The following is a 24,517-nucleotide window of genomic DNA, read 5'->3' on the forward strand; positions in this document are numbered from 1 at the left end:
TTTCAGCGCAAGAATGGCGCGGCGTTCGCCTGGGGCGAGCGCTACAGCGCCTTCGATTTCGGCGATACCTTCAGCAAAGGCAAGCCCACCACCTTCCAGGTGCAGCGCGCCGACTTCGACAAGCTGCTGGCCGATCAGGCGGCGTTGCAAGGTGTCGAGATCCGTTATGGACAGGCCATCACCGGCGCCGACTTCTCACTTGCCAAACCACAACTGGGCGTCCAGCGCGAAGACGGCAGCGCGTACCTCGTAGAGGCCGATTTCGTCCTCGACGCCAGCGGCTATGGCCGGGTCTTGCCACGCCTGCTGGACCTTGAGGCGCCCTCGAACTTTCCGCTGCGCCAGGCGGTGTTCACCCACATCGAAGATTGCATCGATGCCCCAACCTTCGACCGCGAAAAAATCCTTATCACCACTCACCCGACCCAACGCGATGTGTGGTTCTGGACCATCCCGTTCAGCGACGGGCGCTGTTCAGTCGGCGTGGTCGCGGCGGCGGAACATTTCGCCGGTCGCACTGACGATCTTGACGCTTGCCTGCGCGGCTTCATCGACGAAACACCAAGCCTGGCCGGTGTACTCAGCAACGCGATATGGGACACCCCGGCGCGAACCATTGGCGGCTATTCGGCCAATGTCAAAACACTGCATGGTCCCGGGTTCGCCCTGCTGGGCAACGCCGCGGAATTCCTCGACCCGGTGTTCTCTTCCGGCGTGACCATCGCCATGCGCTCGGCCAGCATGGCCGCTGGGGTGCTGCATCGGCAGTTGCAAGGAGAAAGCGTGGACTGGCAAAGCGAATTCGCCGAGCCACTCAAACGTGGCGTCGACACCTTCCGCTGCTACGTCGAGGGCTGGTACGCCGGCACCTTCCAGGACGTGATTTTCTACACCGACGGCTCGCCAGACATTCGCCGCATGATCAGCGCGATCCTCGCCGGTTATGCCTGGGATGAGCGCAATCCGTTCGTCAGCGAACCCAAGCGGCGCCTGCGCATGCTGTCGGAAATCTGTGCGAGCCCGGCACCATGAGAAAGCAGCCATGAGCTACCTGAGCGACAACTACGTCGAAGAGACTCGCTTCGGCTTCTGGTTCCTGCGCAGCCACACCTGGCAGCACCATGTCTTGCGGGTGGCGATCAATGACCTGCGCAACCTTTTCAGCGGCCCGTTGCCGGTGGCTCCGGTGCTGCTCGATGCCGGTTGCGGCCAGGGCAAGTCGTTCCAATACTTGCACCAGGTGTTCGCGCCACAACGCCTGATCGGCGTCGACGCCGACCCTCACAGCCTGGACCTGAGTCTTGCGGAAGCCGCACGCCAAGGCATCGCCGTGGAACTGGTCGGCAGCGATTGCGCGACGTTGATGGTGCCTGATGACAGCGTCGACCTGCTGTTCTGCCATCAAACCTTTCATCACCTGGTGGAGCAGGAAAAAGCCCTCGCCGAGTTCTATCGCGTGCTCAAGCCCGGCGGCTATCTGATGTTCGCGGAGTCCACGGCGGCCTACATCGATACCTGGGTGATCCGCTGGCTGTTCCGTCATCCCATGCACGTGCAAAAAAGTGCCGCGCAGTACCTGGAGATGATCCGCGATCAGGGTTTCCAGTTCGAAGCCGCCAACGTCTCGTATCCCTATCTGTGGTGGAGCCGCGCCAGGGATTTCGGCCTTCTCGAACGCTTCGGCCTGCGCCGCCCGCGGCCCTTTGGCGAGCGGGAGGAAACCCTGATCAATGTAGTGGCCCGTAAACCCGTTGAAGGGACTGTCGAATGATTCGTGCGCTGCTTTTGGGCTGCTTGCTGTTGCTCGGGGCCTGCGCCAGTCAGGCGCCGTTGCCGGAACGCACACCAACCCTGGCACTGCCGCTGCAGTTGCATATCGAGCGGCAAATGGCCGGACAGCGCCAGGATTGGCTGCTGGTGATCCAGCGCGAAGGCGCCGGTATCCGCTGGTCGATGCTGGACCCACTGGGCATTCCCCTGGCCCGCCAACGCCTGGTGGACGGCCAGTGGCAAGCCGACGGACTGCTGCCACCCAATGCCGAAGCCCGTGAGCTTTTCGCCGCGCTGTTGTTTGCCCTGACGCCTGAAACCGAGCTGCCGGACAACTACCCCACCGCCCGGCAAGAGGTTCGGCAACGAACCCTGGGCCAACGCTGGCAAGTGCGCTACAAGCAACCGCTGGATTTTGAACTGGGCCTGCACGAAGGCCCGCACTACCGCATCATGCCGTTGACCGAGAGTACCCCATGACCGCTTATTTGAATGCCCTGGGGGTAATTTGCGCCCTGGGCCGGGGTAAAGATGAAGTGGCGCGCAACCTGTTTGCCGGCGACTGCGGCGGCGTGCGCGTGCAGGATGGCTGGGTGGCCGAACGTAAATTGCCGGTGGCCTCGGTGCCCGGTGAACTCGCTTGCATACCGCAATCTTTGATCGCGCACCGCAGCCGCAACAATCAGTTGCTGCTCGAAGCGGGGCTGCAGATTCGCGATGAGATCGATCAGGCCATCCAGACCTACGGTCGCGCTCGCATCGGTGTCGTGCTGGGCACCAGTACCTCGGGCATCGAAGAAGCCAGTCAGGGCATTGCCCATTACCTGCGTGAGCAGCACTTCCCCGACGGCTACGACTACCAGCAACAGGAGCTGAGCGCACCGGCCAACTTCCTTTGCGACTGGCTGGAGCTGAGCGGCCCGTCCTATGTGATATCCACCGCCTGCACATCCAGCGCCCGGGCCTTAATGAGCGCCCGACGCCTGCTCGACCTGGGCCTGTGCGATGCGGTGCTCTGCGGCGGCGTGGACAGCCTGTGCAAACTGACCCTCAACGGCTTTTCGGCCCTGGAAGCGGTATCGGGGGAGCGCTGTAATCCGTTTTCGGTCAACCGCAGCGGCATCAACATCGGCGAGGCCGCGGTGCTGTTTCTCATGAGCAGGACGCCGGGACGTCCGGCACCGATCGCCTTGCTGGGTGACGGCGCCAGCTCCGATGCCCACCATATTTCAGCGCCGGAGCCCAGTGGTCGCGGCGCTCGCCAGGCCATGGAAAAAGCCTTGCGTCGCGCCGGCCTGCAACCCGGCCAGATCGATTACCTGAACCTGCACGGCACCGCCACGCAACACAACGACGCCATGGAAAGCCAGGCAGTGGCCGGGCTGTTTCCAGCGGGCGTGCCCTGTTCGTCGACCAAGCCCATGACCGGCCATACCCTTGGGGCCGCCGGGGCGCTGGAGGCGGCGTTCTGCTGGTTGAGCCTGAGTACGCAAAACACCGCCCAGGCCTTGCCGCCGCATGTCTGGGACGGCCAGGCCGATCCTGCACTGCCGGCATTGAAGTGGGTCACTACCGACACCCGCCTGAACCCGACATCACCGCGCCGCCTGATGAGCAACTCGTTCGCCTTCGGCGGCAACAACGTCAGCCTGATTATCGGAGACGCCCCATGATTGACTGGCCGCTCGCCGAACTGCTGCCCCACGCCGGCGACATGATTCTCATCGACCGCGTCCTGGCGTTCGATGATGAGCAGATCCACACCCTCGCCACCGTCAAGCCCGGCGGGTTGTTCAGCCGCGACGACGGCGGGCTGCCGGCCTGGGTCGGCATTGAATTGATGGCCCAGAGCGTCGCCGCGTTTGCCGGTTGTCATGCACGCCGCCGCGGCGACGCCGTGGAGCTGGGTTTTTTGCTCGGCACCCGCAAGTTCGAATGCAATGTCGAGTTTTTCCCGGCCGGGACCGAATTGACCATCCACGGTTTGCGCTCGCTGGAAGACGACAACGGCATGGGCGTGTTCGAATGCCACATCAACGCCCCGGGCATTCATGCCATGGCCCGGTTGAATGTGTTCCGGCCACCTCAGCCAGCTCACTACCTTCATGAACCGTCCGCAACAGGAAATACGCCATGACTGAATCCGTACTGGTCACCGGCTCCAGCCGTGGCATCGGCCGTGCCATCGCCCTGCGCCTGGCCCAGGCCGGGTACGACATCGTGCTGCATTGCCGCAGCGGGCGCGCCGAGGCTGAGGCCGTCCAGGTCGAAATCCAGGCGCTGGGCCGCAATGCCCGGGTGCTGCAATTCGACGTGTCGGACCGCAGCGCGTGCAAAACCATTCTCGATGCTGATGTTGAAACCCACGGTGCCTATTACGGCGTGGTGCTCAACGCCGGCCTGACCCGCGACGGCGCATTCCCGGCCTTGAGCGAGGACGACTGGGATGTAGTGATGCGGACCAACCTGGACGGTTTCTACAACGTCCTGCACCCGGTGATGATGCCGATGATCCGTCGGCGCGCCGCTGGGCGAGTTGTTTGCATCACCTCCGTTTCGGGGCTGATCGGCAATCGCGGCCAGGTCAATTACAGCGCGTCGAAAGCCGGCCTGATCGGCGCGGCAAAGGCGTTGGCAATCGAGTTGGGCAAGCGCAAGATCACTGTCAATTGCGTCGCGCCCGGACTGATCGATACCGCCATGCTCGATGAAAACGTGCCCGTGGAAGAACTGATGAAAATGATCCCCGCCCAGCGCATGGGTACCCCGGAAGAAGTCGCGAGCGCGGTGAATTTCCTGATGTCCGCCGAGGCCGGCTACATCACCCGGCAGGTCCTGGCCGTCAACGGAGGCCTGTGCTGATGAAGCGCGTCGTCGTTACCGGCATGGCCGGCATCACCTCTCTGGGCAGCGACTGGGAAACCATCGCCGCCAACTTCGCCGCCAACCGCAGCGGCATACGACGCATGGATGAATGGGACCGCTTCACCGAGCTGAACACTCGCCTGGCCGGGCCTGTCGATGATTTCCAGGTCCCGACCCACTGGACGCGCAAGCAACTGCGCAGCATGGGTCGGGTATCGCGCCTGGCCGTCGGCGCCGCCGAACAGGCCCTGGCCGATGCGGGGCTGTTGGGCGATGAGTCGATCAAGGACGGGCGCATGGGCGTCTCCTGTGGTTCGTCAACCGGCAGTACCGACGAGATCAAGGCGTTCGGCAACATGCTGCTCAACAGCGTGGCCGAAGGGTTGAACGCCAACTCCTATGTACGGATGATGCCCCACACCACGGCGGCCAATATCAGTATCTTCTTCGGGCTTACCGGACGGCTGATCCCCACCTCCAGCGCCTGCACCAGCGGCAGCCATGGCATCGGCTATGCCTATGAGGCAATCAAATTCGGTCGCCTGCCGCTGATGCTCGCCGGCGGCGCGGAAGAGCTCTGCCCGACCGAAGCGATGGTCTTCGATGCGCTGTACGCCACCAGCCTGAAAAACGACGCCCCGCAGACCAGCCCACGGCCCTATGACAAGGACCGCGATGGCCTGGTGATCGGTGAAGGCGCCGGCATGCTGGTACTCGAAGAACTGGAACACGCCCTGGCCCGAGGAGCGCGAATCCATGCCGAAATCGTCGGCTTCGGCAGCAACGCCGACGGTCAGCACGCTACCCGTCCCGAACTGAGCACCATGCGCCGGGCCATGGAACTGGCCCTGGAAGATGCGGGCCTGGAACCTGCCGCCATCGGCTACGTCAACGGCCACGGCACCGCCACCGAACAGGGCGACATCGCCGAAACCCTGGCCACCAGCAGCCTGTTTGGCGAGCACATGCCCATCAGTTCGCAGAAAAGCTTTCTCGGTCATACCCTCGGCGCCTGCGGTGCGCTGGAATCGTGGTTCAGCATCGAAATGATGAACCGCGATCTCTACGTGCACACCTTCAACCTCGATGAGGTCGATCCCCAGTGCGGCAAGCTCGACTACCTGTGCAATGAGTTCAGGTCCATGAGCAACGAGTACGTGATGAACAACAACTTCGCTTTTGGCGGGGTCAACACCTCGTTGATTTTCCGCCGCTGGCGCTGAGCTGGATTGATATCCCTGTTACCCGTGATCAAGGAATGAGGGGCTGCGACCGGCATTGATCGGCTTGCACCAGGCAGCCAAACAATCTGTGGGAGCAAAACTTGTCCCCACAGATGCAGTGGCTTCGACCGTTTCGTTCGTACACCGCCTGACACCGCTGCAGGCGGTATCTATCTACCACCCTGCCTGCGTTCTTCTCCCATAGGTTGCTCCTTCCGAAAATTTCTCAGGAAGAGAACATGCTGGAAGACAACCCGTTACAGGCCGACAGTGCCATGGCCACAAGCGCTGCGCTGATAAACCGGCTCAATGCCTCGCAGCAGCAGATGATCCACCTGAACGGCGCCGTTCCCCGTCCGTCGAAGGTGACAGCCCAACATATGGAGTACTGGCTGGCGAAAGCCTTTCCCAGCCTGGCGAACACTCTGGTAGCCAAAGACATACTGGTGTGCCGGCGGCAGGACGAGCCGACTTCAAAACGAACGGTGGTGCAGACTGTTCCCCTCGATACGCTTTTCTGGCGCGCGATCGCCGGCGAGATCAACGCGCGCGAGTTCTTCCTCGAATTGGACAATATCGACATCGTCACGGGTAAGGACGATGCCACGCAAATGCCGGCAGTCCTCAATAGTCGTGACGCAAAGGAAGAGATCAGGCGGCGGATAAGCGTCACGCCCGCGTCTCATGCACGACTGCTGGAGCGGGCGCTGGAGCATTTTTGGGATAAACCTGCCGAGTTCAGCCAAGGCCGCAGTGTCAGCGACTGGCTGGCCGATGAGTTCGGCACGCAACTCAAGGCACAGGCGGATCTCCACCGGCTGGACGCTGTGTTGAGCCTGCCGATGCACAAAGCGGTGGCGGACTTCGCCCTGTCGGCGCCGGACGGCGCGTCCCGTGCCAAGCTGGCGGAGCGTGTCCGGCCCGGGGTCTACGGTTTGAATCTGACCCCCGAAGGGTGGGGGTTCAGCGTACCGATGCCGGGGGCGGTTGCGCTGACGCAGCATGATAATGCCGATCATCCGGGGGGCGCGGTGCTATGCAGCCCGGGTAGCCCACTGGAGGTTTACGCTGACTTGACGACGTTGAAGGCCAGCCTGGTGGAAGACGGCACTCAGGATACGGTGAGCACGGCGTCAATGGCGCAGAACTTTCTCGCTCGCCTGGTCACTGACCTGCGAGCGGCGCAGAAAACCGCCGTGAGCGAGGTTCTATCCAGCGGCCCGACAGAGGGAGAGAGTCTCACCACCTGGATGGCCAGGATAGATGCGGCGGCGGACCTCAGGCACAAGCTGGATCTGTCCGGCGCCATGGACGAGCGCGAGTTACGGCTGAACCGGAAAAAACTGCACGACTGGCTGCACCGCGACCCTAACGTTATCGGCAGCGACCGTCTGGCCTGGTGGAAGGCCGTGCAGGACTTGCAGCAAACCCTGACAGATTCGCCACCACCACCGGACCCGGTCACCCTGGCAACCCCTGACGCCCTTCATGACCGGACTCGCACCCTGCTTGCCAGGTTCATCAAGGAGAAGTACCCACCGGTCGATCCTGACCAGGTCTCTCTGAGTATCCGCAAGCATCTGCTCGATCCGCACGCCCCGACAGGCGAGTCGCCATTCGGCTCCGGGCTCTCGTCAGGCAAGGTGAAGGGCCTATTTGATGACCGCCGCTCCCTGACGCAGTGGGCAATGTCCAACCTGACGCCGGAGGAACGCACGGCCAGCGACACCACGGTGGAAGGTCCGCTGAGTTTTGCGCAGATTGTAGAAGTCATTGAACGGGCAAACATCGGTGCCCGGCTCTCGCCCGCGTTGCAGCTCGCAGCCCGGGAGCAGCAAGCACAGTGGATGTCCCTGAAGGCCAAACAGATGCGGGCGCAGGCGTGGGCCGCCCATATCTCGGGCGACTTTACCCACGACAAGGACAATACCGGGCTGAACCTGGTGCTGGCGGCGCTGGACAGCCCGACGCCGCAGGGGCGCAGCAAGGTCAACGGACACGAGGTGGTGGTCCGTCAGATCCAGTGGGGCGACAGCGTACTCAAGGAGTTGCTGGCCTTTGGGGTGAAGACCCTTGGCAGCCGGCCTTCGTTGACCCTGTACACACCAGAAGCACCGGACGGCAAGCAGTTCAGGGACGTCGATGCCGGAAGCGACCGGGAGCTGGAGGCGGCCCTGGTGCGGACGCTCACCGCCACGCCGGAAATGACCCGCTGGCTGATTTCGCACCTGCCGCTGCTCAAGCAAGCCGATCAGCTTGCCAGCCTGGTGCCGTCCGCGGAAAACCTGACCCTCAACGAGAAGATCAAGAAAGTGACGCAACCCACGTTCTCCTGGATCAAGCACAGGGTTCAGGACGACTTCGCATTGAAAGTCTATTCGCCCGTGGTTAAAGGCAACCTTTTCAAAGCGCTGCATGAGACGCAGATCACCCAAGCGATCCAGACGGCGGACCTGCTGACCGTGACCAACGCCGAGCGCGACAGCACAGCGGCACAAGATGGGCGCAGGACTGCAGTCATGCTACTGACGGGGGCGATGTCAATGTTCTATGCAGGCCGGCTGGGTGGGGTACTGGGCCGCGCGATTCCGCCCGTGATGACCGGCGGTGCTGCGGTGTCGGCGATAAAGGATGAGGGCGGCAGCTTCAGCCAGTGGACGAGTGATCTTATCAGCGGGCTCGGTGAGGTACTGGCAGAGGGCGGTCAGGACCTGATCATGTCCCGCGCGGCACGGCGCCGGGGTAAGCCTCGCCCGGCACTTTCAGCCTTGCCCCGCATGCCGGACCCGGAGCTCGAACCGTTCATCCTCAAAGGGTTCGATGGCAAGGGACTGGTGCCCGAGGGGCGCAATCGGTACAGGGACGCCGGTGGGCAGGGTTATCTGAAGCTGGGGAAGGACTACTGCAAAACCGCCATACAAGCAGGCGAACGAATTATCTATGGGCCGAACAACCGTACCGACCAGCGGACGGTAACCTGGGAAAATGGCCGCTGGCAGATCGAAGAGCCAAAACGGCTGCTTGGTGGTGGAGTCATACAAAGCCTGTTCGGTCGGACCCCGGAAACCCCGCAACAGAAAACCTATAACGCGTTGGTAGAGGGCGTCCTCGTCGACCATCAGTGGCCGTCTCGGGCAGTGGTGAATACGGCAAAAAAAGTCATCTACTCGATGCCCGAGGAACTGGCAGAGCGTATCGTGCGCGAGAGCATGAATGACATCCACGTACGCGACATAGACACTTATCGCTCACGAATAAACTGGATAAACAAAGGACACCAGGACCTCACGCAACATAAAAAGGCCCACGACAGCCTGCTGTATAAATACAACGTATGGCAGGCCGTCGACTACTGCACCAGAGACATCGACTCCCAGGCAAGAGGGATCCAGCTGACGTCCGCTCAAAAGATAAAAGTATTCGACATGACCCTGCCGCTGAAAAGGGAGCTTTTCGACAGCGAAGGCAACTTCAAGATGATGATGTCCTCCTTGCCCGACAATCTCACCGGCGCGTCATTCATTACCATCATCCCTGAACAGGGGAAAAAGAAAGCCGCCATGACTAAAATCCAGGACGATATTCATGACGTGGTCGAGGCAGCGGAAAAGCGCGTTTGGGTCGATCTGGGCGAGCGGTACTCAGGGACGGGACCCGAGGTGGAAGCGGCCAGGGAACAATATAAACAGAACCCTGAAAATTTCCGGGCGTATAAAAGTAACAAACTCAGCGCGTTCAGGGACGAGATGAAAAAAAGACACAAGCCCGGCCTCCTGACCGAAATCCGCAACCATAAGATTCCTTATGTCATCGTCAACAAGGGCAAGTCGCAGCGGAAAACGTTATTGGTCACCGGCGAGGACATCACGAACTTCAGTAAAAACCTCTCGAACTACGACACGTTTGATATCGAGGTCGTGACCCAAGTCCCGACGAAGAAAGTCACCGGCAAGCCTGCGGCCGCGACCGCCCCCCTCGCTGTTGCGGAAGGCCCGGTTGTCGCAGACAAATTTTCGACAAGCACCAGCCTGCTGGCCGAGTCACAGATGTCATATGACACTTTTACTGAGGCAGCCAAAACGAAAATAACGGAAATCATGGCTGACATTCGTGCAGGCCGGGTCACCACCAAGCGCATCAACCGGTATTACTGGTACGACATGGCGCAACTGTCACCCGGAAGTGGCAGAGGCGCATGGCGCGCTGCCTTTGAACGCAAGGGCGATACCTGGACCCTTCAAGGGTTTTATGACTATCACGTCAATAGGCCGGCGACGGTTTGGGAGGGTTAAGGAATACGGTAAATAGTTGGGCCGATGCTGAGGCTGTAACGAAGAAGGGCGCCTTATGGCGCCCTTCACAAACAGACTGGCTTGTCATTCATCATGCTGACCTGTTCAGGTGCTGGCATGCAGTTTCAGTCCCAACGCTTTGACAACTTTTCAAAATAGTGCCGAACTCAGGATTTCCTTCCCCCGACAAGGCGCGGTAAAGATTTTCCCGGGACAGCCCGGCATCACGGGCCAATTCCGCGAGCTCGTGCAATGGTTCCCGAGGCTTTGCGATGAATGCAGGATCGTCTCCTGCCTCCTCCATGCATGCGTCCAGGTAGTTAGCCATGTCCTCTTCGGTCTTGAGGTACTCGGCAGAGTCCCAGCGAGTGAATTGTTCGGTCATGGGTTTTGCTCCTGCCAGGATTTCGCTGCGCCTGGTCTGTTTCTCAGGAGGGTACTGAATTCGTCGCCAAGCCTAGGCAGGCAACTTCCGCAACTTTCGTAATCCATTTCCCAAGCGGCCATTAGGTCATTGAGCCAACTCCTGCCCTATGCTTAAGTAAAAGTCCAGACAAACATACAAAACTACAAAACTACAAAACCTCAGACTTTAAACTCAAAAGGATTTGAACCATGAAACAGAAAGAAATCACTTTACCCGCCACTGATATCACGGGCACTTGGAGAGGTTCCTTAGGTGGATACTGGTCTACGGACGGAATTATCATTGACGGAACTTATATATATCCACCTCCTCAACCCGACGTATTGACAGAAGATGATGACCTCTACATAACCGACCTTATAAAAACTCAAACGGGACTGGATGATTTCACCTTCAACCTTAGAATCCTCGACAAAGCCATAAACCATAAAAACGCCTATGGAGCAATAAAAGACATATGGCGAATTATCGAAAAAGAGCGCGGCTGGGTAGCACCTTACTGGCGTATAAATGATGTATTTTTTAAAAACAAAATGATTAGCTTCAGCCTGGCTGATGCGCTTGAAAGAAGCGGCTTTACGTCTAGAGAAGCCATCATCGCTGTGGCCAACTCAAAATACGCCCGCAGTACAACATTCAAACTCGAAACACCAAAATTATCTGGAGGCACATTCAGCCCAGTAAAAGCATTAGCACACTATTTATGGGGGAAGGGTGAGAAGCTCGAAGTCGACATAAATAGCATTGGCTTACAAATAAAAGAACACAACCTGTCTTTATTAAAACAGACCATTGAACATACCAAGACACCCGGAAAGTATCACCTCGTGGATCCAAAGGTGGGTTATGACACCGGTAGAGACAGTTGGATCAGTGGTGCTTATCTGGGGCGAATCACTCTTCGCGTCGAAGGTGACTTCATTCGCCACAAGGACACCTCCTGGCAATTTTTGGGAACAGTCAAGGCCTACCATGATTTTTATGATTTTAATAAAAGCAATAGACCGCTGGCACTGGAACAATTAACTACCGCCGGCAGGGTTCTACCAGGAAAAAGTTACGAAATCGATATATCAGGCGAACACAAAATACACTTGATAGGGAAGGGTTTCCAGACCCCGAATTTTTAAGCGAAACGCCATGACCATGGGCAACACTTTGTTATCGACAATGAGATAAATCATGAAAACCCACAACTATTTATCGCTCTATTTAATCAGCCTTTCAACCACTCCATTCATCGGCGGCTACAATTTATACTCGAACTTCACAAACAATCTTTACGCTGCCGACCATGATATTATCGCCATCCCATTTTCAGCGATTATTGGCACCCTACTCATATCACTACTATGCCTTCTCTTCCAGCACCCTTATCGCTTGAAAAAATAAACAATTCGCCCAGCAACCTCCTCACAAAGCTCGCGAGCTACGTCTCCACCGCTTTAACCGTAGCCATATTGGTCCACCATGTAAGCTACTGGACATCCCCACACCACTTGCAGATTTTCAGCATATTCTTAATCACTCTCTGCCTTTACATTTATTACCAACTTCAACTTTATGGAGTCATCGGTACCTACTCTAAGAAACAGACAAATCCACGACATTAGTCAACAACTCCACAAACGCCCTTGCCATCGGCGAGCACTGATCCTTACGTTGCACCAGCCACACCGCCGACATTGCCGCCGGATCGAGCAGTGGCCGGTAGACCACGCCGTCAATACGCATGCGCTGGTAGGACGCCGGCAGGACCGAGACGCCCAGCCCCGCCGCCACCAGGCCGATGATGGTCATGGCCTCACCGGCCTCCTGGGCGAAGTTCGGGCTGAAGCCGGCGTCGCGGGCCAGGCTCAGGAGTTGTGCATAGAGGCCGCTGCCGTAGCTGCGGGGGAAGAACACGAACGGTTCCTGGGCCAGTGCAGAGAGGAACAGCCCCCCTTCGCTGCCCTGGGCCAGTGGATGCTTGGAACTGAGCACGGCCACCAGCGGCTCGCGGCTCAATTCGATCTCCTGCAGAGAGTCGGGCAGCGGCAAGGGCCGCATGATGCCCACCTCGATTGCCTCGTCCACCAGGGCGTCAGCCACTTGGGTGCTGCTCATTTCCCGAAGGTTCAGGTGTACAGCGGGAAAGCGCTGGCGAAACGTGAAAATCGCCTGGGGGATGGTGGAGTTGAAAGGCGCCGATGACGTGAAGCCGATTTTCAGCTCGCCCAGTTCGCCCAACTCTGCGCGGCGGGCGACATCGGCGGCCTTGTCGACCTGGGCCAGCACCTGTCGGGCTTCTTCGAGAAACAATCGTCCGGCTTCACTCAGTTCGACGCGACGATTGGTGCGATTGAACAGCCGCGCGCCGATCTCTTGCTCCAGTGCCTGGATCTGCTGGCTAAGGGGCGGCTGGGAGATGCCCAGCGCCAGCGCGGCGCGACCAAAATGCAGTTCTTCGGCAACGGCTATGAAGTAACGCAGATGACGCAGTTCCATAAGCAATCCAATAGGTCGTAGAACGTCTTAAACAGGTCGAACAATATATTGGATAGAAACATTAACCGGCTATATGCTTTTTCCATTGCCTGCCTGGTCGTGCTCCTGCGAGGTTCACCGTGAAAACTGCTGTCGCTCCACTGGCCCATGAGATCCCGCCGCCTGCCGATGATGGCGTCACCGGACGCAAAGACATTTACATTGAAAAAGGCACACCGTTGTTCATGCGTACGGTGCTGGCGTTGTTTTGTGGCGGTTTTGCGACCTTCGCCCTGTTGTATTGCGTGCAACCGATGATGCCGCTGCTCTCCGAAGAGTTTTCCATCAATGCCGCCCAGAGCAGTTTGATCCTGTCGGTGGCGACCGGCCTGCTCGCCGTCGGGCTGCTGATCACCGGCCCGATTTCCGATCGCATCGGCCGCAAGTCAGTGATGGTCGCGGCGCTGTTTGCCGCGGCCCTGTGCACCATAGCCAGTGCGATGATGCCGACCTGGCAGGGTGTACTGGTACTGCGCGCTCTGGTGGGGCTGTCGTTGAGCGGCGTGGCGGCGGTCGCGATGACTTACCTGGGTGAAGAAATCCATCCCAAGCACATTGGCCTGGCGATGGGCTTGTACATCGCCGGCAACGCCATCGGAGGCATGAGCGGCCGCTTGATCGCCGGGGTGCTGATTGACTTCGTCAGCTGGCACGCCGCGATGCTGGTGGTCGGTGGCCTGGCCTTGATCGCGGCGGCGGTGTTCTGGAGGATTCTTCCCGAGTCACGCAATTTCCGCCCCCGCTCGCTGCATCCGCGCAGCTTGCTGGACGGTTTCACCATGCACTTTCGCGATGCCGGGTTGCCGCTATTGTTTCTCGAAGCTTTCGTATTGATGGGTGCATTCGTGACGCTGTTCAACTACATCGGCTATCGCCTGCTGGCCGGGCCTTATCACTTGGACCAGGCCTTTGTCGGGTTGCTCTCGGTGGTCTACCTGTCGGGTATCTACAGCTCGGCGAAAGTCGGCGCACTGGCCGACAAACACGGCCGTCGCAAAATGCTCTGGGCGACCATCGCGCTGATGCTGGCCGGTCTTGCGCTGACCATGACCACGCCGCTGTGGCTGGTGATCCTGGGCATGCTGGTGTTCACCTTCGGCTTCTTCGGCGCTCACTCGGTCGCCAGCAGTTGGATCGGCCGCCGCGCAACCAAAGCCAAGGGACAGGCCTCGTCGTTGTACCTGTTCAGCTACTACGCCGGCTCCAGCGTCGCAGGTACGGCTGGCGGGTTAGCCTGGCATCTGGGCGGATGGAACGGTGTCAGCCTGTTCATCGGCGGCTTGCTGGTGGTGGCGTTGCTGGTGGCGGTGAAACTGGCGAAGTTGCCGGTGTTGCCGGGCAACGCTCAGGTTTGAGCGGACACTGTTCAGGCGCTGGCCCGCCGCTCAAGTCATTGCCCCAACACCATCCGCGCGTCCAGGACACCGTTGCGCACTTCCAGGCTCAGCACCTGCAAGGTGGCGCCGTCCCGCTCGTGTCGGTCCAGCCAGTCGAGCAGTCGATTGGCATCGCCACTGACGGCAAGCCGTAACGAATCACCGTCGATCTCCAGCTCCGCCAGCTCCAGCCCCGCGGCCGTCGCACTGTCGTTGATCCTGACGGACAAAGAGCTCGTGGCGGTCGTAGCGCCGGTGGGTTCCAGGCGCTGGATCCGGGCAGCGAGTTCGGCCTGCTGCCAATACTGACGCTCGGCCAGGTCGAGCCGATGTCGGGTGGGCTGCCAGATCGAGGTAAATAGAAGGAACAATCCCTGAATCTATTTTTCCGAGCTCAGAAGAAAAACTTCTTACAGGCAAAGTTAGTTATTAAACAAAAGAAAACAGGCAAACCGATAAAGATAACCAACTTGTTTCATTGAATAATTAACAGGCAAAAAAAAGCCTGCCTGGAACGAATCCCGACAGGCTGGATGAGCGAGCTACGATCAGTCGTGGTATTGCGCCGACAACTCATGCACCGCGCGCAGGAAAGCACCGGCGTGTTCCGGATCGACTTCCGGCGTAATGCCATGGCCAAGGTTGAACACATGACCGCTGCCCTTGCCATAGCTGGCGAGGATGCGCCCGACTTCGGTGCGGATGGCTTGCGGTTTGGCGTAAAGCACAGTCGGATCCATGTTGCCTTGCAGAGCGACTTTGCTGCCGACACGCTCGCGGGCGTTGCCAATGTCGCAGGTCCAATCCAGGCCCAGGGCGTCGGCACCGGCATCGGCGATGCTTTCCAGCCACAGGCCGCCGTTCTTGGTGAACAGGATCACCGGTACTTTACGACCTTCATGTTCGCGGATCAGGCCGCTGACGATCTTGCGCATGTAGGCCAGGGAAAACTCCTGGTACGCCGCCGCCGAGAGATTGCCGCCCCAGGTGTCGAAGATCTGCACCGCTTGCGCACCGGCCAGGATCTGCCCGTTGAGATAGGACGTCACCGACTGGGCCAGCTTGTCCAGCAGCAGGTGCATGGCTTGCGGGTTGTCGTAGAGCATCGCCTTGGTCTTGCGGAAGTCTTTCGACGAGCCGCCTTCAACCATGTAGGTGGCCAGGGTCCAGGGGCTGCCGGAGAAGCCGATCAGCGGCACGCGACCGTTGAGTTCTCGACGGATGGTGCTGACCGCGTCCATGACATAACCCAGGTCCTTCTGCGGATCGGGAATCGGCAGGGCTTCGATGTCGGCCAGAGTGCTGACGACTTTCTTGAAGCGCGGGCCTTCGCCGGTCTCGAAGTACAGACCCTGGCCCATGGCGTCGGGAATGGTGAGAATGTCGGAAAACAGAATCGCCGCGTCCAGCTGCGGGTAACGATCCAGCGGCTGCATCGTGACTTCGCAGGCGAACTGGGGATTCATGCACAGGCTCATGAAGTCGCCGGCCTTGGCCCGACTGGCGCGGTATTCCGGCAAGTAGCGACCGGCCTGACGCATCATCCACACGGGAGTGACGTCTACGGGTTGCTTGAGCAGGGCGCGGAGGAAACGGTCGTTCTTCAGGGCAGTCATGTCGGCATCCGGAAAAAAAGTGCGGGCATTTTCTCAGAGCGCGACGCAAAAGGCACGGCAAGAGCCGTGCCTTTTATCTATCGGGGCAATTTGTCGCGGTATCAGGCAACACCTAAAACCACTGTGGGAGCGAGCTTGCTCGCGATGAGGGCATCACATTCAACATTTTCGTCGACTGATTCGCCGCTATCGCGAGCAAGCTCGCTCCCACATTTGATTGCATTCCCATTCAGGAAATGATCAGACCCCCAAGTAATCCAGAATCCCTTCCGCCGCATTGCGGCCTTCGAAGATCGCCGTCACCACCAGATCGGAACCCCGAACCATGTCGCCGCCGGCGAAGATCTTCGGGTTGCTGGTCTGGTGCTTGTACTGGCCCTGTTCCGGGGCCACGACGCGGCCCTGGCTGTCGGTCTGGATGCTGAACTGCTCAAACCACGGCGCCGGGCTTGGGCGGAAGCCGAAGGCGATGACCACGGCATCGGCCGGGATGATCTCTTCGGAACCGGGGATCGGCTCAGGGCTGCGGCGGCCACGGGCGTCCGGTTCGCCGAGACGGGTCTCGACCACCTTCACGTCCTTGCCTACTTCGGTGTTCAGGCGAAACTCGATGCCCATGCCGGTGAAGACTTCGCGACGATTGCTCAGCACGGTCTTTTCCAGCTTGAACTCGGGGATGCCGAAGGTCAGCAGGCCGCCGATTTCCGGGTTCTTGTCGAACACCACCGGGGTCACGCCACCGCGCACCAGCACATCGGCGCATCCCAGGCCCGCCGGGCCGGCCCCAATGATCGCCACGCGCTTGCCGGTCGGCTTGACCTTGGACATGTCCGGGCGCCAGCCCATGGCGAACGCGGTGTCGGTGATGTACTTCTCCACCGAACCGATGGTCACCGCGCCAAAACCGTCGTTGAGGGTGCATGCACCCTCACACAGGCGGTCCTGCGGACACACCCGGCCGCAGACTTCCGGCAGGGTGTTGGTCTGGTGGGACAACTCGGCGGCCTGGAGGATGTTGCCCTCGGCCACCAGCTTCAGCCAGTTGGGAATGAAGTTGTGCACCGGGCACTTCCATTCGCAGTACGGGTTACCGCAGCCCAGGCAGCGGTGGGCCTGGTCGGCCGACTGCTGGGGTTTGAAAGGCTCGTAGATTTCCACGAACTCTTTCTTGCGTTGACGCAACAGTTTCTTCTTCGGATCCTTGCGCCCGACATCGATGAACTGGAAGTCATTACTCAGACGTTCAGCCATTGTTAAAACCTCATCAAACTCTTCAGGCGCATATCACTGCGGGTTGGCACGGGTGCTGGAAAGCAACGATTTCAGGTTGGCAGCCTTGGGCTTGACCAGCCAGAAACGACGCAGATAGTCATCGAGGTTTTCGGCGAGTTCACGACCCCACTCGCTGTCGGTTTCCTCGACGTATTCGTCCAGCACGCGCTGCAAGTGGCTGCGGTAGGCTTCCATCGCCTCGCCGCTGATCCGCTGGATTTCCACCAGTTCGTGATTGACCCGGTCAACGAAGGTGTTGTCCTGGTCGAGCACGTAGGCGAAACCGCCGGTCATGCCAGAGCCGAAGTTGTAACCGGTCTTGCCCAGGACACAGACGAAACCACCGGTCATGTACTCGCAGCAATGATCACCGGTGCCTTCCACCACAGTGTGGGCCCCGGAGTTACGCACGGCGAAACGCTCGCCCGCGGTGCCGGCGGCGAACAGCTTGCCGCCGGTAGCGCCGTACAGGCAGGTGTTGCCGATGATGGCACTGTCCTGAGTCTTGTAGACGCTGGCCTTGGGCGGAAGGATGACCAGTTTGCCGCCGGTCATGCCCTTGCCCACGTAATCGTTGGCATCGCCTTCCAAGTACATATTCAGGCCACCGGCGTTCCAGACGCCGAAGCTCTGGCCTGCGGTGCCCTTGAAGCGGAAGGTGATCGGCGCCTTGGCCATGCCCTGGTTGCCGTGCTTGCGCGCGATTTCGCCGGAGATCCGCGCGCCGATGGAACGGTCGCAGTTGCAGATATCCAGGTCGAACTCGGCACCACTGAGGTCGTTGATCGCCGAAGCGGCCATGTCGACCATCTTCTCGGCCAACTCACCCTTGTCGAACGGCGGGTTGCGATCAACCTGGCAGAACTGTGGCTTGTCCGCCGGGATGAGATCGCTGCCCAGCAACGGCGTCAGGTCCAGGTGATGCTGCTTGGCGGTCTGGCCCTCGAGCACTTCCAGCAGGTCGGTACGGCCGATCAGCTCTTCGAGCGAGCGCACGCCCAGCTTCGCCAGCCACTCGCGGGTTTCCTCGGCGACGTAGGTGAAGAAGTTCACCACCATGTCGACGGTGCCGATGTAGTGGTCCTTGCGCAGCTTTTCGTTCTGGGTCGCCACACCGGTAGCGCAGTTGTTCAGGTGGCAGATGCGCAGGTATTTGCAACCCAGGGCGATCATCGGCGCGGTGCCGAAGCCGAAGCTCTCGGCGCCGAGGATGGCCGCCTTGATCACGTCCAGGCCGGTTTTCAGGCCGCCGTCGGTCTGCACCCGGACCTTGCCGCGCAGGTCGTTGCCGCGCAGGGTCTGGTGGGTCTCGGCCAGGCCCAGTTCCCACGGCGCGCCGGCATATTTGATCGAGGTCAGCGGCGATGCGCCGGTGCCGCCGTCATAGCCGGAGATGGTGATCAGGTCGGCATAGGCCTTGGCCACACCGGCGGCGATGGTGCCAACGCCGGCTTCTGCCACCAGCTTCACCGAGACCAGTGCCTTCGGGTTCACCTGCTTGAGGTCGAAGATCAGTTGCGACAAGTCTTCGATCGAATAGATGTCGTGATGCGGCGGCGGCGAGATCAGGGTCACGCCGGGTACTGCGTAACGCAGTTTGGCGATCAGGCCGTTGACCTTGCCGCCGGGCAGTTGGCCGCCTTCGCCGGGCTTGGCGCCTTGGGCAACCTTGATCTGCAGCACTTCAGCGTTGACCAGGTACTCCGGTGTCACACCGAAGCGGCCGGTGGCCACCTGCTTGATTTTCGAACTCTTGATAGTACCGTAGCGCGCCGGGTCTTCACCGCCTTCGCCGGAGTTGGAACGCGCGCCGAGGCGGTTCATGGCTTCAGCCAGGGCTTCATGAGCTTCCGGAGACAAGGCACCCAAGGAGATACCGGCGGAATCGAAGCGCTTGAGCACCGATTCCAGCGGCTCGATTTCGCTGATGTCCAGCGGTGTGTCCAGGGTCTTGACCTTGAGCAGGTCGCGAATCATCGACACCGGACGGTTGTCCACCAGCGAGGTGTATTCCTTGAACTTGCCGTAGTCGCCCTGCTGCACAGCGGCTTGCAGGGTGTTGACCACGTCCGGGTTGTAGGCGTGGTATTCGCCACCGTGGACGAACTTCAGCAGGCCGCCTTGCTGGATCGGCTTGCGCGGGCTCCAGGCTTCGGCCGCCAGGGCTTTCTGTTCGGCTTCGATGTCGACGAAACGTGCACCCTTGATGCGGCTCGGCACGCCACGGAAGCTCAGCTCGCAGACTTCTTCGGACAGGCCGATGGCCTCGAACAGTTGCGCACCGCGGTACGAAGCGATGGTCGAGATCCCCATCTTCGAGAGGATCTTGAGCAGGCCCTTGGTGATGCCTTTGCGGTAGTTCTTGAACACCTCATAGAGGTCGCCCAGCACTTCACCGGTACGGATCAGGTCACCCAGCACTTCATAGGCCAGGAACGGATACACCGCCGAGGCACCGAAACCGATCAACACCGCAAAGTGATGCGGATCGCGAGCGGTGGCGGTTTCCACCAGGATGTTGGAATCGCAACGCAGGCCTTTTTCGGTCAGGCGATGGTGCACCGCACCGGTGGCCAACGACGCGTGGATCGGCAACTTGCCCGGGGCGATGTGACGGTCGGTCAGCACGATCTGGGTGCGACCGGCGCGCGCGGCTTCTTCAGCCTGGTCGGCCACGTTGCGGATCGCCGCTTCAAGGCCCACGCTTTCGTCGTAGTTCAGGTCGATGACCTGACGCTGGAAACCCGGGCGGTCGAGGTTGGTCAGCGAGCGCCATTTGGCCGGGGAAATGACCGGCGAACTGAGGATCACACGCGAGGCGTGTTCCGGCGACTCCTGGAAGATGTTGCGCTCGGCACCGAGGCAGATTTCCAGGGACATCACGATCGCTTCGCGCAGCGGGTCGATCGGTGGGTTGGTCACCTGAGCGAACTGCTGGCGGAAATAGTCGTACGGCGTACGCACGCGCTGGGACAGCACGGCCATCGGCGTGTCGTCGCCCATGGAACCGACCGCTTCGTAGCCCTGCTCACCCAACGGACGCAGCACCTGGTCACGCTCTTCGAACGTCACCTGGTACATCTTCATGTACTGCTTGAGCTGATCGACGTCGTAAAAAGCCGAACCGTGATCGTTGTCCTCCATGGTCGCCTGAATGCGCAGGGCGTTCTTGCGCAGCCATTGCTTGTACGGATGACGGGACTTGAGACGGTTGTCGATGGCGTCGGTGTCGAGGATCTGGCCGGTTTCGGTGTCCACGGCAAAGATCTGGCCCGGGCCCACGCGGCCCTTGGCGATGACGTCTTCGGGCTGGTAGTTCCAGACACCGATTTCCGAAGCCAGGGTGATGAACCCGTTGGTGGTGGTCACCCAGCGCGCCGGACGCAGACCGTTACGGTCGAGCAGGCACACGGCGTAGCGGCCGTCGGTCATGACGATACCGGCCGGGCCGTCCCACGGTTCCATGTGCATGGAGTTGTATTCGTAGAACGCACGCAGGTCCGGGTCCATGGTCTCGACGTTCTGCCAGGCCGGCGGCACCAGCATGCGCACGCCACGGAACAGGTCGATGCCGCCGGTGACCATCAGTTCCAGCATGTTGTCCATGCTCGAGGAGTCCGAGCCCACACGGTTGACCAGCGGGCCGAGCTCTTCCAGATCCGGCATCAGATCGTTGGCGAACTTGGTGCGACGGGCCAGCGCCCAGTTGCGGTTGCCGGTGATGGTGTTGATCTCGCCATTGTGGGCGAGGAAGCGGAATGGCTGGGCCAGCGGCCATTTCGGCAGGGTGTTGGTGGAAAAGCGCTGGTGGAACACGCAGATCGCGGTTTTCAGGCGCTCGTCGCTCAGGTCCGGATAGAAGGCGGTCAGGTCCGCCGGCATCATCAGGCCTTTATAGATGATGGTCTTGTGGGAAAAGCTGCAGATGTAGTGATCGGTGTCGGCGGCGTTGGCCACGGACGAACGACGACGGGAGCTGAACAGCTTGATCGACATGTCCTGGTCGCTCAGACCTTCGCCCGCGATGAACACTTGTTCGATCTGCGGCAGACGCTCAAGGGCCAGGCGGCCGAGGACGCTGGTGTCGATCGGCACCTTGCGCCAGCCCACCAATTGCAGGCCGGCGGCCAGGATCTCGCGGTTCATGTTTTCGCGAGCCGCTTGGGCCTTCACCGGGTCCTGATTGAAGAACACCATGCCCACCGCGTACTGCTTGGGCAGGGTCACGCCAAACGTTTCCTGGGCAATGGCACGCAGGAACTCGTCAGGCTTTTGAATCAGCAAGCCACAACCGTCACCGGTCTTGCCGTCGGCGTTGATCCCACCGCGGTGGGTCATGCAGGTCAGGGCCTCAATGGCCGTTTGTAAAAGGGTATGGCTGGGTTCGCCCTGCATATGAGCAATCAGGCCGAAACCGCAGTTATCCTTGAATTCATCTGGTTGGTACAGACCTGCTTTCATAGACACTTTCTCACCAGGCTGCCTCTTATCGAGGCAAATTTCTTTTCAATTCAGCCAGTTGCGTGCCGCGCCGAACGTACGCCAGCTTTGCGGGGGCAAAAGGGAGGTCATTGTACACACCGACACAAGGGCTCACAAATTTGACGACGAAACGTCGCAAATCCATGTCGCATTTGTGAAAGGTTTAAAGCTATACGCTGTGCTAGTCAAAACTTTTTTGGGTTCGACCGCTGCGACTCAAACGCTACTGTGACGCAGACACCACAAGGCGCGCGGCCTGAAAGGTCGCTCGCCCTTGCGGAAATTTTGAGGTGCCGGGAGAGGCGGCCTGGGTAAGGCCGCCGAACCTTCAGCGAGTTGCTGCCAGTTCCTGTTGGACGCTGGCGACAGTGCGAGGCCAAGGTTTACCAGCCTGAACCTTCGCTGGCAAGGCCTTGATGGCGGAAACGGCTGCATCACGGTTGGCGAAATTGCCGTAGGTGATGACATAAAGCGGTTTGCCGTTGAGCATTTTCTTGAAATAACGGTACTCGCCGCCCTGTTCCTTGACGAACTTTTGCGCAGACGCTTCGGAGCTGGTGCCGAGGATCTGTACCACGTAGCTGCCTGGAGCCTGACCGGCGTACCAGTTACCGCCAGCGGCCTGAGTGGCCGGCTTGGCGGCCGGGGCTGGAGCAGGTTTGGCGGTGGCCACCTGGGCGGGAGCCGGCGCAGGCTTGGCAGCCGGAGCGGGCGCCGGGGCTGGGGCTGGAGTTGGCGCCGGGCCAGCCGGCACACCCGCCGGTGGGGCGCTGGTGGTCACGGTTGGCGGCGTATCGCTGGTGTCATCGATCGGTGGTGGCGCGCCGTCGTCACCCTCGGTGATACCGCCAGCGGCCTCAGCCAAGGGACTGCGCATGACCGGTTGCGACTGGCCGACCAGCGGCAGCGGCATCGGCTGAGTGTTACCGGCGAACTCCACCTCCGGAGCACCGCCATTGGGCTGCGCTGCGTCCTGGCCCAGAGGCAGTTGTGCCTGCTCGTTGGCGGGTGCGCCGGTGGTCGGCGCCTTGCTGCGACCCGGCATCAGCCAGGCGGCGGCGATCGCGACCACGACGACGGCGGAAATCGCCAATACGTGTTTCTTCGGCATGTTGAACCCCATACTTGGACGCTTTACCGCTGAGCGGCTGGCAATCATGACTTCGATGAGAGCATCGCGGGCCACCTGATTAATATTTCCAGGCCAGCCATCGGAGCTTTCGTGAATCTCAGAGATCTGATCCGCGGTGAAAAGTTCGATGCCCCGACCGGCGCCTTCAAGGCGTTGGGCCAGGTATTCACGGGTTTCTTCTTCGGTGTAGGGCGCCAGCTCAATGACGTGGAAGCGCTCTTGCTCAAGATTCAGCTGCTCCAGATCGGCGATCAGCGACGACTCACCAAACAGGAAGACGTGGGGACGGCCTTCCGGCGCACCGGCAGCCAGAGCCAGCAAGGCTTCCAGGGCCGACTCGTCGAGTTGCTCGGCGTCGTCCACCAGCAGATAGACTTCCTGCCCGGTCAGCGCCAGTTGCACGATCTGATCCAGAATCGCACCGACTTCAGCCTGGGCGACATTCAGCGCCTGGGCCACCTGACGCAATACACCGGCTGCATCACCGGCGCCACGAGCCGACACCACCACGCTTTGCACCGACTGCTTGTTGGTGCTGGCCACCAGGGCCTGGCGCAGCAAGGTCTTGCCGCTGCCTTGAGGGCCGGTGACCACCAGCAACAGCTGGCTGTAACGCGCCAGGTGATGCAACTGGCCCAGAACCGGTTTGCGTTGGGCGGGGAAAAACTTGAAGCCTGGAACCCGTGGCGCGAAAGGGTCATGACTCAACTGGAAATGGCCGAGGAAAGCCTCGTCGGCATGCAAACTAGTCATCGGAATCTTATTAACCTTTAAGCTGAGCCAGGGCGCGATAATCCGCTCCCAGCGTGGCCTGTAGAACCTCTTTCGGATAATCGTCGGTCACCACAGCTTCGCCCATGTGGCGCAGCAGCACCAGACGCAGGCGACCGTCGATCACTTTTTTGTCGATTGCCATGTGTTCGAGAAAATCGGCTTCGGTCATTTCTTCGGGCGGGATCACCGGCAACCCGGCGCGCTGGAACAGAGCAATACCGCGATCGCGCTCCTGTTCACTGATCCAGCCCAAACGCGCGGACATCTCCAGGGCCATGACCGTACCGGCCGCAACCGCTTCGCCATGGAGCCAGACACCATAGCCCATGTGGGTTTCGATGGCGTGGCCAAAGGTATGCCCCAGGTTGAGCGTGGCGCGCACGCCCGACTCGCGCTCATCGGCACCGACCACCGCAGCCTTGGCCGCACAGGAACGTTCGATAGCGTAGGTCAGCGCAGCCTGATCCAGCGCACGCAGGCGGTCGACGTTTTCTTCCAGCCAGCCCAGGAACGGTTCGTCGCAGATCAGCCCGTACTTGATGACTTCAGCCAGCCCCGCAGACAGCTCGCGGGCGGGCAATGTATTGAGGGTCGCGGTGTCGATCAGCACCACGTTGGGCTGGTAGAAAGCACCCACCATGTTTTTGCCCAGCGGATGGTTGATCCCGGTCTTGCCGCCCACCGACGAGTCCACCTGGGACAGCAGGGTCGTGGGGATCTGGATGAAATCAACACCGCGCTGATAGCAAGCGGCGGCGAAAC

General features: G+C 60.2%; 18 protein-coding genes and 1 pseudogene. 11 read left to right on the forward strand and 8 right to left on the reverse strand.

Going from position 1 to position 24,517, the window contains the following annotated elements:
- The 8 genes from GSM73_RS21680 to GSM73_RS21715 form a co-directional block, all read left to right on the forward strand.
- Positions 1-1,032: NAD(P)/FAD-dependent oxidoreductase (locus GSM73_RS21680; RefSeq protein WP_256677038.1), on the forward strand; the 1,032-nt coding region annotated here is incomplete at its 5' end.
- Positions 1,033-1,042: 10 nt separating this feature from the next.
- Positions 1,043-1,771 carry a class I SAM-dependent methyltransferase gene (locus GSM73_RS21685; protein WP_076382971.1) on the forward strand — a complete coding sequence of 243 codons (729 nt, stop codon included), beginning with the start codon at positions 1,043-1,045 and terminating at the stop codon, positions 1,769-1,771.
- On the forward strand, positions 1,768-2,250 hold the full coding sequence (locus tag GSM73_RS21690; protein ID WP_076382973.1) for a DUF3261 domain-containing protein: 483 nt from the start codon (positions 1,768-1,770) through the stop codon (positions 2,248-2,250). Before GSM73_RS21685 ends, GSM73_RS21690 begins: the two co-directional genes overlap by 4 nt.
- Positions 2,247-3,443, forward strand: a complete 1,197-nt coding sequence (locus tag GSM73_RS21695; protein ID WP_160893782.1) for a beta-ketoacyl-[acyl-carrier-protein] synthase family protein — start codon at positions 2,247-2,249, stop codon at positions 3,441-3,443. The genes GSM73_RS21690 and GSM73_RS21695 overlap by 4 nt, the downstream gene beginning before the upstream one ends.
- A complete protein-coding gene (locus tag GSM73_RS21700; protein ID WP_047225951.1) occupies positions 3,440-3,907 on the forward strand; it encodes a hotdog family protein in 468 nt (155 codons plus the stop codon). Before GSM73_RS21695 ends, GSM73_RS21700 begins: the two co-directional genes overlap by 4 nt.
- The gene (gene fabG, locus GSM73_RS21705) at positions 3,904-4,632 is read left to right on the forward strand and encodes a 3-oxoacyl-ACP reductase FabG (protein WP_076382977.1); all 729 of its coding nucleotides are present in this window, start codon (positions 3,904-3,906) and stop codon (positions 4,630-4,632) included. Before GSM73_RS21700 ends, fabG begins: the two co-directional genes overlap by 4 nt.
- Positions 4,632-5,858: a beta-ketoacyl-ACP synthase gene (locus tag GSM73_RS21710; protein ID WP_047225953.1), complete on the forward strand. Its 1,227-nt coding sequence runs from the start codon at positions 4,632-4,634 to the stop codon at positions 5,856-5,858. Before fabG ends, GSM73_RS21710 begins: the two co-directional genes overlap by 1 nt.
- 239 nt (positions 5,859-6,097) lie before the next feature.
- Positions 6,098-10,150: a dermonecrotic toxin domain-containing protein gene (locus tag GSM73_RS21715; protein WP_160893784.1), complete on the forward strand. Its 4,053-nt coding sequence runs from the start codon at positions 6,098-6,100 to the stop codon at positions 10,148-10,150.
- Between the two features lie 105 nt (positions 10,151-10,255).
- Here GSM73_RS21715 and GSM73_RS21720 read toward each other — a convergent pair.
- Positions 10,256-10,535 (reverse strand): annotated as a pseudogene (locus tag GSM73_RS21720) (addiction module antidote protein).
- 230 nt (positions 10,536-10,765) lie between these two features.
- On the opposite strand from GSM73_RS21720, the gene GSM73_RS21725 reads away from it, so the two are divergent.
- Both GSM73_RS21725 and GSM73_RS21730 read left to right on the forward strand, forming a co-directional pair.
- A complete protein-coding gene (locus GSM73_RS21725; RefSeq protein WP_076382983.1) occupies positions 10,766-11,707 on the forward strand; it encodes a lipid II-degrading bacteriocin in 942 nt (313 codons plus the stop codon).
- Positions 11,708-11,759: 52 nt separating this feature from the next.
- Positions 11,760-11,969, forward strand: a complete 210-nt coding sequence (locus GSM73_RS21730; RefSeq protein ID WP_160893786.1) for a hypothetical protein — start codon at positions 11,760-11,762, stop codon at positions 11,967-11,969.
- A gap of 192 nt (positions 11,970-12,161) precedes the next feature.
- Here the strand turns inward: GSM73_RS21730 and GSM73_RS21735 are convergent, their stop codons facing one another.
- Positions 12,162-13,064 carry a LysR family transcriptional regulator gene (locus GSM73_RS21735; protein ID WP_076382987.1) on the reverse strand — a complete coding sequence of 301 codons (903 nt, stop codon included), beginning with the start codon at positions 13,062-13,064 and terminating at the stop codon, positions 12,162-12,164.
- 140 nt (positions 13,065-13,204) lie between these two features.
- On the opposite strand from GSM73_RS21735, the gene GSM73_RS21740 reads away from it, so the two are divergent.
- Positions 13,205-14,458: an MFS transporter gene (locus GSM73_RS21740; RefSeq protein WP_256677059.1), complete on the forward strand. Its 1,254-nt coding sequence runs from the start codon at positions 13,205-13,207 to the stop codon at positions 14,456-14,458.
- Between the two features lie 35 nt (positions 14,459-14,493).
- On the opposite strand, the gene gspM is transcribed toward GSM73_RS21740, so the two are convergent.
- From gspM to GSM73_RS21770, 6 genes are all read right to left on the reverse strand, one after another.
- A complete protein-coding gene (gene gspM, locus GSM73_RS21745) occupies positions 14,494-14,850 on the reverse strand; it encodes a type II secretion system protein GspM (RefSeq protein WP_218575788.1) in 357 nt (118 codons plus the stop codon).
- Between the two features lie 177 nt (positions 14,851-15,027).
- Positions 15,028-16,095 (reverse strand): uroporphyrinogen decarboxylase, encoded by a 1,068-nt coding sequence (gene hemE / locus GSM73_RS21750; protein WP_047225959.1) that lies wholly within the window; start codon positions 16,093-16,095, stop codon positions 15,028-15,030.
- 240 nt (positions 16,096-16,335) lie between these two features.
- On the reverse strand, positions 16,336-17,346 hold the full coding sequence (locus GSM73_RS21755) for an FAD-dependent oxidoreductase (RefSeq protein ID WP_160893790.1): 1,011 nt from the start codon (positions 17,344-17,346) through the stop codon (positions 16,336-16,338).
- A gap of 33 nt (positions 17,347-17,379) precedes the next feature.
- On the reverse strand, positions 17,380-21,828 hold the full coding sequence (gene gltB / locus GSM73_RS21760) for a glutamate synthase large subunit (RefSeq protein ID WP_160893792.1): 4,449 nt from the start codon (positions 21,826-21,828) through the stop codon (positions 17,380-17,382).
- Positions 21,829-22,177: 349 nt separating this feature from the next.
- Positions 22,178-23,734 carry an AAA family ATPase gene (locus tag GSM73_RS21765; protein WP_160893794.1) on the reverse strand — a complete coding sequence of 519 codons (1,557 nt, stop codon included), beginning with the start codon at positions 23,732-23,734 and terminating at the stop codon, positions 22,178-22,180.
- 10 nt (positions 23,735-23,744) lie between these two features.
- On the reverse strand, positions 23,745-24,517 hold a 773-nt coding region (locus GSM73_RS21770), incomplete at its 5' end, for a 3-dehydroquinate synthase (RefSeq protein ID WP_160893896.1).

The sequence above is a fragment of the Pseudomonas sp. PICF6 genome (assembly GCF_009831705.1).
GTDB lineage: Bacteria > Pseudomonadota > Gammaproteobacteria > Pseudomonadales > Pseudomonadaceae > Aquipseudomonas > Aquipseudomonas rhizophila.